General features: G+C 67.4%; 15 protein-coding genes. 6 read left to right on the forward strand and 9 right to left on the reverse strand.

The features are described 5' to 3' along the window. Positions 1-7: 7 nt before the first annotated feature. Positions 8-397, forward strand: a complete 390-nt coding sequence (locus tag ABIC90_RS07630) for a DUF488 domain-containing protein (protein ID WP_354353482.1) — start codon at positions 8-10, stop codon at positions 395-397. 30 nt (positions 398-427) lie between these two features. Here ABIC90_RS07630 and ABIC90_RS07635 read toward each other — a convergent pair whose 3' ends face one another. Further along, the gene (locus tag ABIC90_RS07635; RefSeq protein ID WP_354353483.1) at positions 428-1330 is read right to left on the reverse strand and encodes an SDR family oxidoreductase; all 903 of its coding nucleotides are present in this window, start codon (positions 1328-1330) and stop codon (positions 428-430) included. 165 nt (positions 1331-1495) lie between these two features. On the opposite strand from ABIC90_RS07635, the gene ABIC90_RS07640 reads away from it, so the two are divergent. Next, positions 1496-2377 (forward strand): CoA transferase, encoded by an 882-nt coding sequence (locus ABIC90_RS07640; protein ID WP_354353484.1) that lies wholly within the window; start codon positions 1496-1498, stop codon positions 2375-2377. A gap of 9 nt (positions 2378-2386) precedes the next feature. Here ABIC90_RS07640 and ABIC90_RS07645 read toward each other — a convergent pair whose 3' ends face one another. Next, positions 2387-3298: a hypothetical protein gene (locus ABIC90_RS07645; RefSeq protein ID WP_354353485.1), complete on the reverse strand. Its 912-nt coding sequence runs from the start codon at positions 3296-3298 to the stop codon at positions 2387-2389. Positions 3299-3353: 55 nt separating this feature from the next. Next, on the reverse strand, positions 3354-4259 hold the full coding sequence (locus tag ABIC90_RS07650) for a DMT family transporter (protein WP_354353486.1): 906 nt from the start codon (positions 4257-4259) through the stop codon (positions 3354-3356). A 303-nt stretch (positions 4260-4562) separates the two neighbouring features. On the opposite strand from ABIC90_RS07650, the gene ABIC90_RS07655 reads away from it, so the two are divergent. Further along, a complete protein-coding gene (locus tag ABIC90_RS07655) occupies positions 4563-5240 on the forward strand; it encodes a cold shock and DUF1294 domain-containing protein (protein WP_354353487.1) in 678 nt (225 codons plus the stop codon). Positions 5241-5264: 24 nt separating this feature from the next. Here the strand turns inward: ABIC90_RS07655 and ABIC90_RS07660 are convergent, their stop codons facing one another. After that, on the reverse strand, positions 5265-7640 hold the full coding sequence (locus tag ABIC90_RS07660) for a YgiQ family radical SAM protein (protein ID WP_354353488.1): 2376 nt from the start codon (positions 7638-7640) through the stop codon (positions 5265-5267). A 146-nt stretch (positions 7641-7786) separates the two neighbouring features. Between ABIC90_RS07660 and ABIC90_RS07665 the strand changes: the two genes are divergently transcribed. Then, complete coding sequence (locus ABIC90_RS07665; RefSeq protein ID WP_354353489.1) at positions 7787-8737, forward strand: bifunctional helix-turn-helix transcriptional regulator/GNAT family N-acetyltransferase; 951 nt, start codon at positions 7787-7789, stop codon at positions 8735-8737. A 43-nt stretch (positions 8738-8780) separates the two neighbouring features. Here ABIC90_RS07665 and ABIC90_RS07670 read toward each other — a convergent pair whose 3' ends face one another. From ABIC90_RS07670 to ABIC90_RS07685, 4 genes are all read right to left on the reverse strand, one after another. Continuing rightward, positions 8781-9563: a 3-hydroxybutyrate dehydrogenase gene (locus ABIC90_RS07670; RefSeq protein ID WP_354353490.1), complete on the reverse strand. Its 783-nt coding sequence runs from the start codon at positions 9561-9563 to the stop codon at positions 8781-8783. A 43-nt stretch (positions 9564-9606) separates the two neighbouring features. Further along, positions 9607-10356 (reverse strand): acetoacetate decarboxylase, encoded by a 750-nt coding sequence (locus tag ABIC90_RS07675; RefSeq protein WP_354353491.1) that lies wholly within the window; start codon positions 10354-10356, stop codon positions 9607-9609. Positions 10357-10439: 83 nt separating this feature from the next. Continuing rightward, positions 10440-11570, reverse strand: coding sequence for a patatin-like phospholipase family protein (locus ABIC90_RS07680; RefSeq protein ID WP_436318182.1), 1131 nt, complete (start codon positions 11568-11570; stop codon positions 10440-10442). Between the two features lie 145 nt (positions 11571-11715). After that, the gene (locus ABIC90_RS07685) at positions 11716-12165 is read right to left on the reverse strand and encodes a CHRD domain-containing protein (RefSeq protein ID WP_354353493.1); all 450 of its coding nucleotides are present in this window, start codon (positions 12163-12165) and stop codon (positions 11716-11718) included. 127 nt (positions 12166-12292) lie between these two features. Here ABIC90_RS07685 and ABIC90_RS07690 point away from each other — a divergent pair, with 127 nt between their 5' ends. Beyond that, on the forward strand, positions 12293-12853 hold the full coding sequence (locus ABIC90_RS07690; protein WP_354353494.1) for a DUF924 family protein: 561 nt from the start codon (positions 12293-12295) through the stop codon (positions 12851-12853). 10 nt (positions 12854-12863) lie between these two features. On the opposite strand, the gene ABIC90_RS07695 is transcribed toward ABIC90_RS07690, so the two are convergent. Continuing rightward, positions 12864-13784, reverse strand: coding sequence for a YihY/virulence factor BrkB family protein (locus ABIC90_RS07695; RefSeq protein WP_354353496.1), 921 nt, complete (start codon positions 13782-13784; stop codon positions 12864-12866). 88 nt (positions 13785-13872) lie between these two features. On the opposite strand from ABIC90_RS07695, the gene ABIC90_RS07700 reads away from it, so the two are divergent. Then, the gene (locus ABIC90_RS07700; protein WP_354353497.1) at positions 13873-14463 is read left to right on the forward strand and encodes a chromate transporter; all 591 of its coding nucleotides are present in this window, start codon (positions 13873-13875) and stop codon (positions 14461-14463) included. The last annotated feature ends 25 nt before the right edge of the window (positions 14464-14488 follow it).

A 14488-nucleotide genomic window follows, 5' to 3' on the forward strand; every position in this document is an offset into this window, starting at 1 on the left:
ACCATCCATGAGCATTCGCATCATTCGCCTCGGCACAGCGCGCGCACCCGGCGAAGGCCTGCGCGTAGGCACCGTTCGACGTCCGCCGCGCGGCGTGCCCAAAGCCGAGTTCGCATCGCAGAACTGGTACGACGTGTGGTACCCCAACCTCGCGCCCTCCGCCGAGACCATGAAGCTGGGCCAGGAAGCCGAAACGCCCGCGCAGTGGAACGCCTTCGTGCGCAAGTACAAGGCCGAGATGGCCGAGGCCGACGCGAGCCGCAGCCTCGACCTGCTGGCTGCGCTGTCGCACGGCACGGCGCTGTCGGTGGGCTGCTACTGCGAGGACGAATCGCGCTGCCACCGCTCGCTGCTGCGCGGCCTGCTGGCCGAGCGCGGCGCGGACATCGAAGGCTGAGCGCGGCCTGAACCGGGGCCGGCGGCGCCCTCAGCGCTGCGCCTTGTCCTTCTGGTTCTGCGCCTCGATGCGTTCGCGCGCGTCCTGCCAGTCGGTGTCGGTCCACTGGCGCAGCTCGTAGAAGTTGCCGCCGTTGGCCAGCGCGTTGCCGCCGTCCATCATGATGCTCTGGCCGGTGAGCCAGTCGCACTGGCCGGGCGCCATCAAAAAGGCTGCGATGTTCTGCAGCTCGCTCATGCGGCCGGTGCGCCCCATCGGGCTCATCTGCACGGTGCGCGCGCCGGGTTCCTCGCCGGGGTTCAGGCGCTTGCTCATGCCTTCGGTCGGAATCTCGCCGGGGCCCACGGCGTTCAGGCGGATGCCGTGCCGCGCCCATTCCACCGCGAGCGACTTGGTCATCACCTCGATACCCGCCTTGCTCATGGCCGAGGGCACGACGTAGGGGCTGCCGTTGTCGACCCAGGTGACGATGATGCTCATCACGCTGCGGAAGGGGTCGCCCTGCTTCCATTGGCCGGCCTTGGCCTCGGCCACCCATCGCTTGCCCACGGCCTGCGTCACGTAGAAACTGCCGTGGAAGACGATGTTGGCGATCGCGTCGAAGGCGCGGGGCGAGAGGCTCTCGGTGGGCGCCACGAAGTTGCCCGCGGCGTTGTTGACAAGGCCTGTGAGGCCACCGCTCTGGAACAGGCTCTCGACCATCTCGTCGACGCTCTGCGCGATGCGGATGTCCACGCCGAAGGTGTCGATGCGCCGCTGCGGAAACTGCTGGCGCCACCGGGCTGCCGTTTCCTCACAGACCGACTGGCGCCGGCCGCAGATGGCGATGTCCGCGCCAAGACTCAAGAAGCGCTCGGCCATCGCGCGGCCGAGGCCGGTGCCGCCACCGGTCACGAGGATGCGCTGGCCGCTCATCAGGGAAGCTTCGAACATGGGGTGTCTCCTGGTTCGTTGAGGCGGCGGCAAGGGCGAGCGCTGCCATCGCGCATGCTACGCGCGCCGTTCGGACGGCGGCTTGCGGAATCTGGCTCCGTGCAGCGGGCGCGGTGAGACACGGTGAGAATGGCTTTGACTTGTTCCTCTCCGACCCCAACGCCCATGTCCAGCCCCGCCACCCCACCCTTCCTGCCGCTAGCCGGCGTGCGCGTCCTGAGCCTTGCGCTCAACCTGCCCGGCCCGGCGGCGCTGCTGCGCTGCCGCCAGATGGGCGCCGCCTGCCTGAAGCTGGAGCCGCCCAGTGGCGACCCGATGGCGCTCTACAACCGGCCCGCCTATGCCGCGCTGCACGAAGGCATCGCCGTCGACACGGCCGACCTCAAGACCGACGCGGGGCAGCAAAAGCTGCACGAAGCGCTGGCGAGCACGGACGTGCTGCTCACCTCCTTCCGCCCTTCCGCACTGCGCAAGCTCGGCCTGGACTGGCCCGTTCTGCAGGCGCGCCATCCGTCGCTGTCGCAGGTGGCCATCGTCGGTGCGCCGGGCGAGCGCGCCGAAGAGCCGGGCCATGACCTCACCTACCTCGCCGAGAGCGGCCTGGTCACCGGCACCGAGCTGCCGCCCACGCTCTACGCCGACATGGGCGGTGCGCTGCTCGCGAGCGAGGCCGTGCTGACGGCCGTGCTTCGCCGTGCGCGAGGCGGCGACAAAACCGCGGGCATCCATCTCGAAGTGGCCTTGAACGCCTCGGCCGACTGGCTGGCGCTGCCGCGCACCTGGGGCCTCACGCAGCCCACGGGCGCGGTCGGCGGCGCGCATGCGGGCTACCGCGTCTACCCGTGCGCCGACGGCCGCGTGGCGGTTGCGGCGCTGGAGCCGCATTTTGCGAATCGCCTCTGCGAAGCGGCGGGCGTGACACCGCCGGACATGATGGCCGCGGCCACGCACGAAGCACTGGCGGCCTGGCTCTCCACCCGCACCCGTGCCGAGCTCGATGCCATGAGCCGCGAACGCGACGTGCCGCTGCTCACGCTGGCAGGCTGACAAGGGGGTTCAGCGGCCGGCGGCGTCGCGCTGGCGGTCTTCGCGCTTGAGCGCGAGGTACGTGTCCAGGTCGACCTCGCGCAGCTGGCGCGGGTACTGCTCGACCGCCGCGAACCAATGGCGCTGCCGCCGCTCGGCGGCGTCCTTGGCATCGGTCGACAGGTAGGCGTCGAGCGTGAGGAAGTAGCGCATGGCATTGCGCTCCACCAGCCCGCGCGGGCCGCGGATGTATTCGGGCTTGCCATCGGGCGTCTTGCCCGTCACCGTGAAGCCGACCTTGTCGCGGCCGAAGGTTGCCAGGTAGGCCTGGGTGGCGAGCCGCACCATCATGTTGTGGTCGTAGCCATAGCTGAAATGCACGAAGCTTTTCTGCGCGTCGAGCGCCACGGCTTCGAGCGTGACCCGGTAGTTGCTGGTGCCGAAAGGCCCGCTCGCGGCCGAGAGCTCGACCGCCAGGTGCTCGGGCGTAGCGTTCGCCACGCGATACACGAAGGGCAGCTCGAAGGCTTGCTCGACCGGCTTGTCGTAGCGCCGCACGACGTAGAGCGTGAGCGTTTCGCGCCCTTGCGCCGTCCCGGTCTTGCAGCGCCGGTTGTTGATGTGCAGCGTGAGCAACTCGCACCAATGGGTCGAGCCTTTGAAGGCGGCGGTGACCGCCGACAGCGGGTGGTCGATGACCGCGTAGATGTCGCCCTCAAGCCCGCCGGGCGTCTCGCTCGAATCGAGCAGCACGGGGCGTCCGAAGCTGCTGCTGTCGAGCTTGTCGCTCATGCGCTGGTGGGCGGCACGCAGTGCCTGGGCCGGGCCGCCCGGGGCGGCGGGATCGGGCGCGGCCGCCAGAACCGGAAGCGAGAAAGCAAGCAGGACGGCACCGGCCAGGGTGCGCATCCACGATACCGGCAGGCGGGGCGAACTGCTCATGGGGCCACACCATACAACGGACGGTCGCGTCCTGCGCGCCCCGGCTTCGTTCGCGCTACGCGCGCCTGTTCGGCCGCATGAGCAGCAGCATGGCCATCGCCAGCAGCACCGCACCCAGCCACTGGCGCGGCGCCATCGGTTGTGCGAGCAGCAACGCCGCGAGCAAGGCGGCGACCAGCGGCTCGATCAAGGTACCGACCACCGCCGCCGTGGGCGACAGGCGCCGCGCGCCCCAGGCAAAGGCCAGGTAGGCCACCGAGGTCGTGACCACGCCCGTGTAGGCGGCGCCCGCCCACTGGGCCGTGCCGGCGGGCCATGTGATGCCGGTAGACCATGCCACCGCGAGCATGCACAGCGCAGCCACGCTCATGCCCCAGGCCGATGCGGTCACGGCCGGCACGCGCAGCGGCATGCGCGCATTGCCGAGCACCACCAGCGCATAGCAGAGGGCCGAGCCGAACGACCACGCCAGCCCTGCGGCATGTCCCGCGGGCAGCGGCCCCCAGCCCTCGGCCGGCACAACGAGCAGCGCCACGCCTGCGAGCGCCAGCACCAATCCGGCGAAAAGGCGCAGGCCGAAGCGTTCGTAGCCGCGTGCGACCGACACCAGCACCACGATCACCGGCGCGCAGCAGATCGAGATCACTGTCGGCAGCGCCGCGCCCAGGTGCGCGATGCCGGCGAACCAGCAGCTCACGTTGAGCGCCATCGCGGCGCCGGTGCCGATCACCTGGACCTGCTCTTGTCGCGTGAGATGGCGCCAGCGCGCATTCGGCGATTGCGAGGCGCGTTGCGCCCTCCAGTGCAGCCACCACAACAGCGGCACGCCGAGCGCAAAGCGCGCCAGCGACAGGCTCTGCGGCGCGATCCCGCCATCGATGAGGAATTGCGCCACCAGCGCGCCGCCGCCCCACAGCGCTCCGGCCAGCAACACGCCGCCCCAGGCCAGGGCGGCAGACATTCTTGCGTTCATTGTTGAAACTCTCCATGACGCCTGCCGCTCTTTCTTGTCGAGGGCGGGCATGACCATCCGGCCGTCATCCGGCCTCGACGAGGGGAGGCGGACGGCGGCGACCACTTGCAGGTCTGAGCGCGGCGCGAGGCGCGCGTCAGCGGCAGTTCGGCGGAGGGGGAGAGTGGTGCAGGTGGGGGTGCATGAGCGGCCGATGATAGGCGCCGGGGCGCGGAGAGGGCAAGGAAAAGCACAAGAGAAAGCACAAGAGAGAATTGCGGCCATGTGCCCTCCCCCAGCCCTTCACGCCACATGAAACGCCAAGGTCGACTCGTCCGCTGGGAGGCCGATCGCGGCTTCGGCTTCATCCGCAGCCCCGAGGTGTCGGCCGACGTGTTCGTGCACCTGCGCGACTTCAGCGACAGGCGGGTGTCGCCGCAGGTGGGCATGGCACTGAGCTTCGAAGAGATCCATGTCGGCGGCAAGGGACCGCGCGCCGTGGCGGTGCAGGCAATGCAAGCGGCGGCATCGCGGCCATCGCCGCCATCGCCGCGGCCAGCGCCCGTCAATGACCGGCGCCGGTCCCTGCCTCGCTCGAATCCCAGAGGTGCAAGCGCGTCCGGGTCCTCGGGCTCATGGGGCATGCTCTTTCTGCTGGCCTACGGGCTGCTGCTCGGCGTTGCCGTGTGGACCGGCCGCCTGCCGCTGCTGGTGCTCGGCGCGGTTCCCGGCCTGAGCCTGCTGGCCTTCATCGCCTACGCCCTCGACAAGAACGCCGCGCAAACAGGCCGCTGGCGCACGAAGGAAAGCACCCTGCACCTGCTTGCGCTGATCGGCGGCTGGCCGGGGGCCTGGGCCGCGCAAAGACTGCTGCGCCACAAGTCGAGCAAGCAGGGTTTTCTGGTGGTGTACCGCGCCACGGTGGCCCTTCACTGCGCGGCCGTGCTGGCCTGGGTCTTCTGGCTGCGGGAGATTCATCCCGCGGCCTGAAGTCCGTCCGTCGCGTGCCGCCGGTCAGCGCACCTTGCGCGAGGGCTTGCCGGTCGGCTTGCTGCCGATGTCCCGCGGCGGCAGGCCGGTGTGCTGCGTGAGCATGCGGCCCTTGGAGGGCTTGACGGGCGCGAGCCTCACAGGCGCCGCGGCCTTGGCCGTGACCGGCGGCGCGGAGGTCGAATTCTTGCGGCGCGCGCTCGTGTAGCCGCCATCGGTCAGGGGCTGCCACGTCGGAATGAGATGGTGCTTGCCGTTGCCGATCAGGTCGGCGCGACCCATGCTCTTCAAGGCTTCGCGCAGCAGCGGCCAGTTGTTGGCGTCGTGGTAGCGCAGAAAGGCCTTGTGCAGGCGGCGGCGCTTGTCGCCGCGCACGATGTCCACCGTTTCGCTCTCGCGCGTGATCTTGCGCAGCGGGTTCTTGTTGGTGTGGTACATCGTCGTCGCGGTGGCCATGGGCGACGGATAGAAGGTCTGCACCTGGTCGGCGCGGAAGCCGTTCTTCTTGAGCCAGATCGCGAGGTTCATCATGTCCTCGTCGCTGGTGCCCGGATGCGCGGCGATGAAGTACGGAATGAGGTACTGCTTCTTGCCCGCCTCGGCCGAGAACTTCTCGAACATCTGCTTGAACTTGTCGTAGCTGCCGATGCCGGGCTTCATCATCTTGGTGAGCGGGCCCTGCTCGGTGTGCTCGGGCGCGATCTTGAGATAGCCGCCGACGTGGTGCTGCACCAGCTCCTTCACGTACTCGGGCGACTGCACGGCCAGGTCGTAACGCAGGCCCGAGCCGATCAGGATCTTCTTGATGCCGCGCAGCGCACGCGCGCGGCGGTAGATCTTGATGAGCGGGTCGTGGTTCGTGCCCAGGTTCGGGCAGATGCCGGGGTACACGCAGCTGGGCTTGCGGCAGGCCGATTCGATCTCGGGGCTCTTGCAGCCGAGGCGATACATGTTGGCCGTGGGGCCGCCCAGGTCGGAAATGGTGCCGGTGAAGCCGCTGACCGAATCGCGGATGGCCTCGACCTCCTTGATGATCGATTCTTCGGAGCGGCTCTGGATGATGCGGCCCTCGTGCTCGGTGATCGAGCAGAAGGTGCAGCCGCCGAAACAGCCGCGCATGATGTTCACGCTGAAGCGGATCATTTCCCACGCGGGGATCTTGGTGGCGCCGTCGTGGCTGCCGTTCTCGTCGGCGTAGCGCGGATGCGGGCTGCGCGCATACGGCAGGTCGAACACCAAGTCCATCTCGGCCGTGGTGAGCGGAATGGGCGGCGGGTTGATCCACACGTCGCGCGCCGTGGCGCCTTCGCCATGCGCCTGCACCAGCGCGCGGGCATTGCCGGGGTTCGTTTCGAGGTGCAGCACGCGGTTGGCGTGCGCGTAGAGCACCGGGTCGCTGCGCACCTGTTCGTACGAAGGCAGGCGGATCACCGAGCGGTCGCGCGGCGGCACCTTGATCTTCGTGCGCGATGCCAATGCCGGATTGGGCATGAAGGTGAGCGGCTTGATCGCGGGGTTGACGGCGGCCGAACCCGCTGCTTCCGCCGCCTTGGCCACGTCCTTCGCCTCGTCTTCCTTCGCACAGGTGGCGCCGTTGGCCTTGGCCTGGTCGGACACCATCAGGTACGGATTGACGTGCGCCTCGACGCGGCCGGGTTCGTCCACGCTGGTGGAGTCGATCTCGAACCAGCCCTCGGGCGTTTCGCGCCGCACATAGGCGGTGCCGCGCACGTCGGTGATCTGTTGCACCGGTTCCTTGGCGGCCAGGCGGTGCGCGATCTCGACGATGGCGCGCTCGGCGTTGCCGTAGAGCAGCAGGTCGCACTTGGAATCGACGACGATGGAGCGGCGCACCTTGTCCGACCAGTAGTCGTAGTGCGCGATGCGGCGCAGCGAACCCTCGATGCCGCCCAGGATGATCGGCACGTCGTTCCAGGCTTCCTTGCAGCGCTGCGAATACACGATGGCCGCGCGGTCGGGGCGTGAGCCGCCGACATCGCCGGGGGTGTAGGCGTCGTCGCTGCGGATCTTGCGGTCCGCGGTGTAGCGGTTGATCATCGAATCCATGTTGCCGGCGGTCACGCCGAAGAACAGGTTCGGTTTGCCCAGTGCCTTGAAGGGCTCGGCGCTCTGCCAGTCGGGCTGCGCGATGATGCCCACGCGAAAGCCCTGCGCCTCGAGCATGCGGCCGATCACCGACATGCCGAAGCTCGGATGGTCGACGTAGGCATCGCCCGTGACCACGATGATGTCGCAGCTGTCCCAGCCGAGCGCGTCCATTTCCTTGCGCGTGGTCGGCAGGAACTTGGCTGTGCCAAAACGGGCTGCCCAGTACTTGCGGTAGCTGTTCAGCGGCTTGGCGGCGCGGGCAAAGAAGGAGACGTCGACGGGAGCGTTCATCGGTGGGTGTGGACAGCGCCGGGGCGGCGCTGTGGTGGGCAACCCTCGATTTTAGGGTTTTCCACCATTCGTGTCGCGACAAACATCCTGTGACCGCGCCCGTCGGAGGCCTCAATTGATTGCCAAAGTCAACCAATTCAATGACAATGGCAATCATGTCCCTTCCTTCAACTGCTGTTGACAGCTCCGCCGTGAAGGCGATCCGGCAATTCAACCGCTTTTACACCCGCCGCATCGGCGCCCTCGACCCCTACCTGGGCGGCGCCATGTCGCTGACCGACGTGCGGGTGCTGTACGAGCTCGCGCACCGCGAAATTGCCGTGGCCAGCGAGATCGGCCGCGACCTGGGGCTGGATGCGGGCTACATGAGCCGCATCCTTCGCCGCTTCGAATCCGAAGGCTGGCTCACCCGCGAGCCTCATGCACGGGACGCCCGGCAAAGCGTGTTGCGCCTGACCGACGCCGGCCATGCCGCGTTTGCGCCGCTGCAACAGAAATCGCGCGACGAGGCGGCCGCGCTGCTCGCCACGCTGGCGCCCGCCCAGCGACAGCAGCTGGTGCAGGCCATGGGCACGGTGCAATCGCTGCTCGATGCGCACGCCCCGCCGGCAAAGCCGCAGGCCGTGGTGCTGCGCGACCCCGCGCCCGGCGACATCGGCTGGGTGGTGCAGCAGCACGGCGAAATCTATGCGCGAGAGTACGGCTGGGACAGCAGCTTCGAGGCGCTGGTGGCCGGCATTGCCAGCGAGTTCCTGCTCAAGTTCCAGCCCGAATGGGAGCGTTGCTGGATCGCCGAACGCAACGGCGAGCGCGTCGGCTCGATCTTCGTGGTGCGCAAGTCGGCCAGCGTGGCGCAGTTGCGCATGCTGATCCTGACGCCCGGTGCGCGCGGCCTGGGGCTCGGCGGCAAGCTGGTGGACGAATGCATCGCCTTCGCGCGCCTGAAGGGCTACCGGAAGATGGTGCTATGGACCAACAGCTGTCTCTCGGCCGCGCGCGGCATCTATGCGACGCGCGGCTTCCAGCTCACGAAATCGGAGCCGCACGAGAGCTATGGGAAACAGCTCGTGGGCGAAACCTGGGAGCTGAAGCTGTAGCGCCCGTCTTGCTCCTTCCCCCCTTTGGGGGAAGGAAAAATCCCTACTGCATGAACCAGCCGTGGCTCACCACCAGCGACTGCCCCGTCAACGCGTTGGTCGGAAACCCCGCAAACAGCAGCGCCACGCGCGCCACGTCCTCGGTCGTGGTGAATTCGCCATCCACCGTTTCCTTGAGCATCACGTTCTTGATGACTTCCTCTTCGCTGATGCCCAGCGTCCTGGCCTGCTCGGGAATCTGCTTTTCGACCAGCGGCGTGCGCACGAAGCCCGGGCAGATCACGTTGGCGCGCACGCCGTGCTTGGCGCCTTCCTTGGCGACCGTCTTGGCCAGGCCGATGAGCCCGTGCTTGGCCGTGACGTAGGGCGCCTTCAGCAGCGAGGCTTCCTTGGAGTGCACCGAGCCCATGTAGATCACGCTGCCGCCGCGGCCCTGCGCGTACATGTGCTTCAGGCACGCCTTGGTGGTGAGGAACGCGCCGTCGAGGTGAATCGCAAGCATCTTCTTCCAGTCGGCGAAGCTGAATTCCTCGACCGGATGCACGATCTGGATGCCGGCATTGCTGATCAGGATGTCGATGCCGCCGAAGGCCTTGGCACCCTCTTCGACCGAGGCGTTGACCTGGTCTTCATTGGTCACGTCCACAGCCACGCCGATGGCCTCGGCGCCCGTGGCCTTGAGCTCGGCGGCCGTTGCGTCGGCTGCTTCCTTGTTGAGGTCGGCAATGATGATCTTTGCGCCTTCCTGCGCGAAGAGGATCGCGATTTCCTTGCCGATGCCGCTGGCCGAGCCGGTGATATAGGCGACCTTGTCCTTGAGTTGCATGGTGAATGTCCTTGAGGTTGGGTAAAAAGAAGACAAGCAGGAATCAGGCGAGATAGTCGTGCTCGACTGTGCCTAAAGCCAGCGTCATGTCCGCGATGTAGTGCACCGCCGATTCGACCTTGCGCACCGGCAGATCGGCCACCGGCGCCAACGCATGCGGATGCAGTTCGAGCGAAGCCGGGGCGGTCCACGCGCCGTGCAGCGTGACATCGACCATGTGATAGCGCACCAGCTCGCAGATGCGGGCCGTGCCGTCGACGTGCGGAATGATCTTGAGCAGGAAGTTCGGCTGCGCAATGCCCGCAAGAATCGGCGCGGGGTCCAGTGCCCGGTGCTTGAAGCCCATGGTCGCCTGGGCCACGCGCACCTTGCCGTAGTCCAGCGTGCCGACGATCACGTCGGTCTCGTAGTCGAGCACCGGCGATGCCAGCTTTTTCGGAAAGCCCCAGAGCTCGCGGCCGCCGGCAATCGGCGGATGGTCGTTGAGGTACATCGCATGCACATACGCGCCCTGCTCCACGCCCTTGGCGGTGCGCAGCTGCACCGGAATGACCTGGCCCGACTCGGTGTAGTCGCCGAAGCCGGTGGAGTCGGGCATGCGGATGAATTCGTACTTCACCAGCGGCTCCACCACTTCGAGCGGCTCGGGCACCACGGCGCGCAGCGCGTCCATGTCGGTGCGATAGGTGACGACGAGAAATTCGCGGCGCATGAACCGGTACGGTCCGGGCGCAAAGGCGGGGCTGGTCAGCGGCATGGCGAAGGCCTGGCGCCGCACGTCTTCAATGTTCATGGACATTTCCTCCTGTTGAAGTGACCGGCCCAGTCTGGCGCTGCTTTCTTAGTCGAACCTGATCCGCCGCCGGCGCCACTTGCTCAGCGCGAAAGCCCCGGCCGCTTGACCCGGCCCGAGCCGTGCTCGCCCAGGTCGAAGGTGGTCACGCCGTTCACCGTGGCGTCGGCGCGCAGGGTTTCGGGATGCGCGAGCGTCTTGCGCATGTCGCGCACGCCCGACTCCCAGTGCTCCTCGACCGCGGCGCGAGAGAACTCGTAGTCCTTCGAGTCGAGTTCGTAGGGCTTGTCGCGGTAGATCAGATGGAAGATGTCGATGGGCTCGTGCGTGAGCTGCGACTGCACCGCGAGCACGCTGGGGTCCTTGCGCAGGCTGGCCGGCAGCTTGGTGATCAGGTCGGCAATGGCCTGCTGCAGGTTCATGTTGGCCGCCAGCGCGTCGGTGTTCATGCGGGTGCGGCTCGAATAGGTGATGTCCTTCTGCCGCTCCATCACGCCCGCCATGTTGTGCGGCATCTCGCCGCGCGCATTGAACAGGTCGACCTGCAGCACCACCAGGGGTTCGTTGCGGGGATGAATGTCCAGCACGTACTGCAGCGGCGTGTTCGAGACGATGCCGCCGTCCCAGTAGTCGTCGCCGTCGATGTGCACCGGCGCAAAGCCCGGCGGCAGCGCGCCGCTGGCCATGATGTGCTCGGGGCCGATGCGCTGGCGGGTGTTGTCGAAGTACACCGAGTTGCCGGTGCGCACGTTGACCGCGCCCACGCTGAAGCGGGCCTCGCAGTGGTTGATGCGGTCGAAGTCGATCAGGCGTTCGAGCGTGGCCTTGAGCGGTGAAGTGTCGTAGTAGCTCAAGAGAGGCGCCGCGCCGCCCATCCACAACGAAGGCGAATAGCGCGGCTCGAAGAAGCCCGGAATGCCGACCACCGACGCCATGGCGGCACTGAACTGGTTCTGCGTGGCGCGGTCGCCGAACCACGCGGGCAGGCGCTGCGACGGGCCGGACGAAACGAGGTGCCAGAACTCGCGCAGCTTGTCGACCCGGTGCTCGGGCGCGTTGCCGGCGATCAGCGCGGCGTTGATGGCGCCGATAGAAACACCGGCGATCCAATGGGGCTGAAGCGCGGTTTCGCTGAGCGCGGCGTACACGCCCGCCTGGTAGGCGCCCAACGCGCCTCCGCCTTGCAGCACGAGGGCCTTGCGCGCATCGCGCATGTCTTCGCGGCGTGCCGCGAAAGTGTTGAGGGTCTGGGCGGCGGCACGAGGCTTCTTCAATGTCATGCCGTCATTTGACACCAGCACTGCGGCGCCAACCTGACGAAGGCCGCGCCGCCCCCTGAGGCCTCAAGCCTTTACAGGATCACATCTTCGGCAGCATCTGCCCGCGGATTTCGCCGGCCGGATTCGCGGCAGTGTGGATGTTGGCGTACCACTTGCCGGCCACCAGGTCGGCTGCCTGTGCCGGCGTGAGCGTGGCCTGGCCTTCGATCGGGCTGGCCGCATTGGCGAAGGGCAGCACCACGCCGGCATTGGCACCGGCCACCGCGGGGCCGTGGAAGTGTGCCGCCGTGGCCGGGCCGCTCAGGCCGGTGTAGGTGATCTTGTACTTCAGCACATTGGTGTCGCGGTTGAGCCAGGCTTCGGCCATGCCGCTGCCGCGCGTCATGTTGGGCGGGACTTCGCTGGCCGCGTTCATGGCGCCGCTGAAGCTGGCGGTGTTCGCCTTGGACATCATCCCGCAGCCGGCCAGCGCGGCACTGGCCACGCCGGTGATGAGTGCTGCACGCAAAAGGGTGCCGTATCTGGTCATGCGTTTGTCTCCTGGTTATTGAAAGCTTCGCCAGCATAGGCAGCGAGGGTGGCTCGCCGTGTCGGCCACCGCCCCGTCTTTGCCGGCCCCGCCACCGCACAAAATGCAAGCCACGGAGAATGCAACGATGACCTCCAAAGACCTCCCGCAACTCCCGTCGGCCCGCGAAGTGGTCGATTTCTGGCGCCAGGCCGGCCCCGCACGCTGGTTCGCAAAGAGCGATGCCTTCGACGCGGATTTCCTCTCGCGCTTCTCGGCCGCGCACCATGCCGCCGCGCGCGGCGAGCTGGACCATTGGACCGGCGACGCCGAAGGCACGCTGGCCCTCCTGGTGCTGCTGGACCAGTTGCCGCGCAACGCCTGGCGCAACAACCCGCACATGCTGGCCACCGACAGCCTCGCGCTGTCCGTGGCAAAGAAGGCGCTGGCCGAGGGCTTCGACCGGCAACTCGAAAAAGAACTGCGTCCCTTCTTCTACCTGCCCTTCATGCACTCGGAAGTGCTGGCCGAACAGGAACGTTCGGTCGAGCTGAATTCCGCACTGGACCCCAACACGCAGCGCTTCGCGGTGCTGCATCGGGACATCGTGGCGCGCTTCGGGCGCTTTCCGCACCGCAACCGGATGCTCGGGCGCACCAATACCGCCGAAGAACAGAAGTTTCTGGACGACGGCGGCTTCGCGGGTTGAATGAAGCTGCTCAGGCGTCGTTGCGCGCCAAAGGCACGTCGCGTGTGGGCGACGGCTTTGCATCGGGCGCATCCGCCTTGTCTTTCATCGAGCCGTAGGTGCGCGCATAGACCCAGGTGAACTCCGCGCCCAGCAGGAAGATCTGCGCCGAGTAGTACACCCACACCAGCACCACCACCAGCGAGCCCGCCGCGCCATAGCCCGAGGCCACGCTGCTCTTGCCGATGTACAGACCGATCAGGTGCTTGCCCACGGTGAACAGCAAGGCCGTGACCGCCGCCCCCACCCACACGTCGCGCCACTGCACCTTCGCGCGCGGCATGATCTTGTAGATCATCGCGAAGATCACCGTCACCATCGCGAAGCTGAAGACGAAGTTCACCGCCTGCGCCAGGCTTTCCCATGCACCGAACATCGGCGACCACCATTTGCCGAGCGCCGCCAGCGCCGCGCTGGCCACCAGCGACACCATCAGCAGGAAGCCGATGCCCATGACCATGCTGAACGACAGCAGCCGCACGCGCAGCATGTTGAAGAGGCCTTTGTTGGTCGCTCGGGCCGGGGCGCGCCAGATGCGGTCGAGCGCGTCCTGCAGCTCGCCGAACACGGTGGTCGCGCCGATCACCAGAAGGCCGATGCCGATCACAGTGGCCACGATGCCCTCGGTCGGCTTGTTGACTGCCTGCAGCATGCCCTGCACCGCGGCCGCGCCCTGCTCGCCCATGAGGCCCGAGAGCTGGGCAAAGATTTCTCCGCGCGCGGCCTCCTGGCCGAAGACCAGCCCCGCCACCGCGATCACGATCAGCAGCAGCGGCGCGATGGAGAACACGGTGTAGTAGGCGAGCGCGGCCCCCATGCTGGGTGCGTAGTCGTTCGACCACGACGCGAAGGCCCGTTTGCACAGATCGAAGAGCGCACTTATTTTTTGCATGAGGATGAGTCTCCCGGTTGGGCGGCCTTGAGGAATGTCAGTGCGGTGCCCGGCATGTTGCAGGCCTGCCTACGATAATCGCACGCACATGCACCCGCCTTCCTTCGACACGGCCGCACCGCACGATCCCCCGCAGCCGCGGTCGCCACGCGACCTTTTTGTTTCGTTCACCTGGCTCGCCTTGCAGGGATTCGGCGGTGTCCTGGCCATCGTGCAGCGCGAGATGGTCGAGAAGAAGAAGTGGCTCACACCCGAGCAGTTTCTCGAAGACTGGGCGGTGGCCCAGGTGATGCCGGGCCCCAACGTGATCAACCTCGCCCTGATGATCGGCGATCGCTACTTCGGCCTGCGCGGCGCCCTGGCCGCGGTGGCGGGCATGCTGACCATTCCCCTGGGGGTGATCCTTGCGCTGGCGGTGCTCTACGCGCACTACGCGGCCAATCCGCAGGTGGCCGGCGCATTGCGCGGCATGGGCGCGGTGTCGGGTGGGCTGATTGCGGCCACCGGCATCAAGCTGATTCCCCAACTGCGCAAGCATCCGCTGGGCTTTGCGGCCTGCCTGGGGATCATGGCGCTGGTGTTCTCGGCCATCGCGCTGTTCAAGATTCCGCTGGGATGGGTGTTGCTGGTGGTGGGAGGCGCGGCCTGCGTCTGGACCTGGCGAAAGATCGCGCCATGAGCGGGCAACGCACCTCGCCAGTCCC

Origin of the sequence: Variovorax boronicumulans, from assembly GCF_040544675.1 — a bacterium.
GTDB lineage: Bacteria > Pseudomonadota > Gammaproteobacteria > Burkholderiales > Burkholderiaceae_C > Variovorax > Variovorax boronicumulans_D.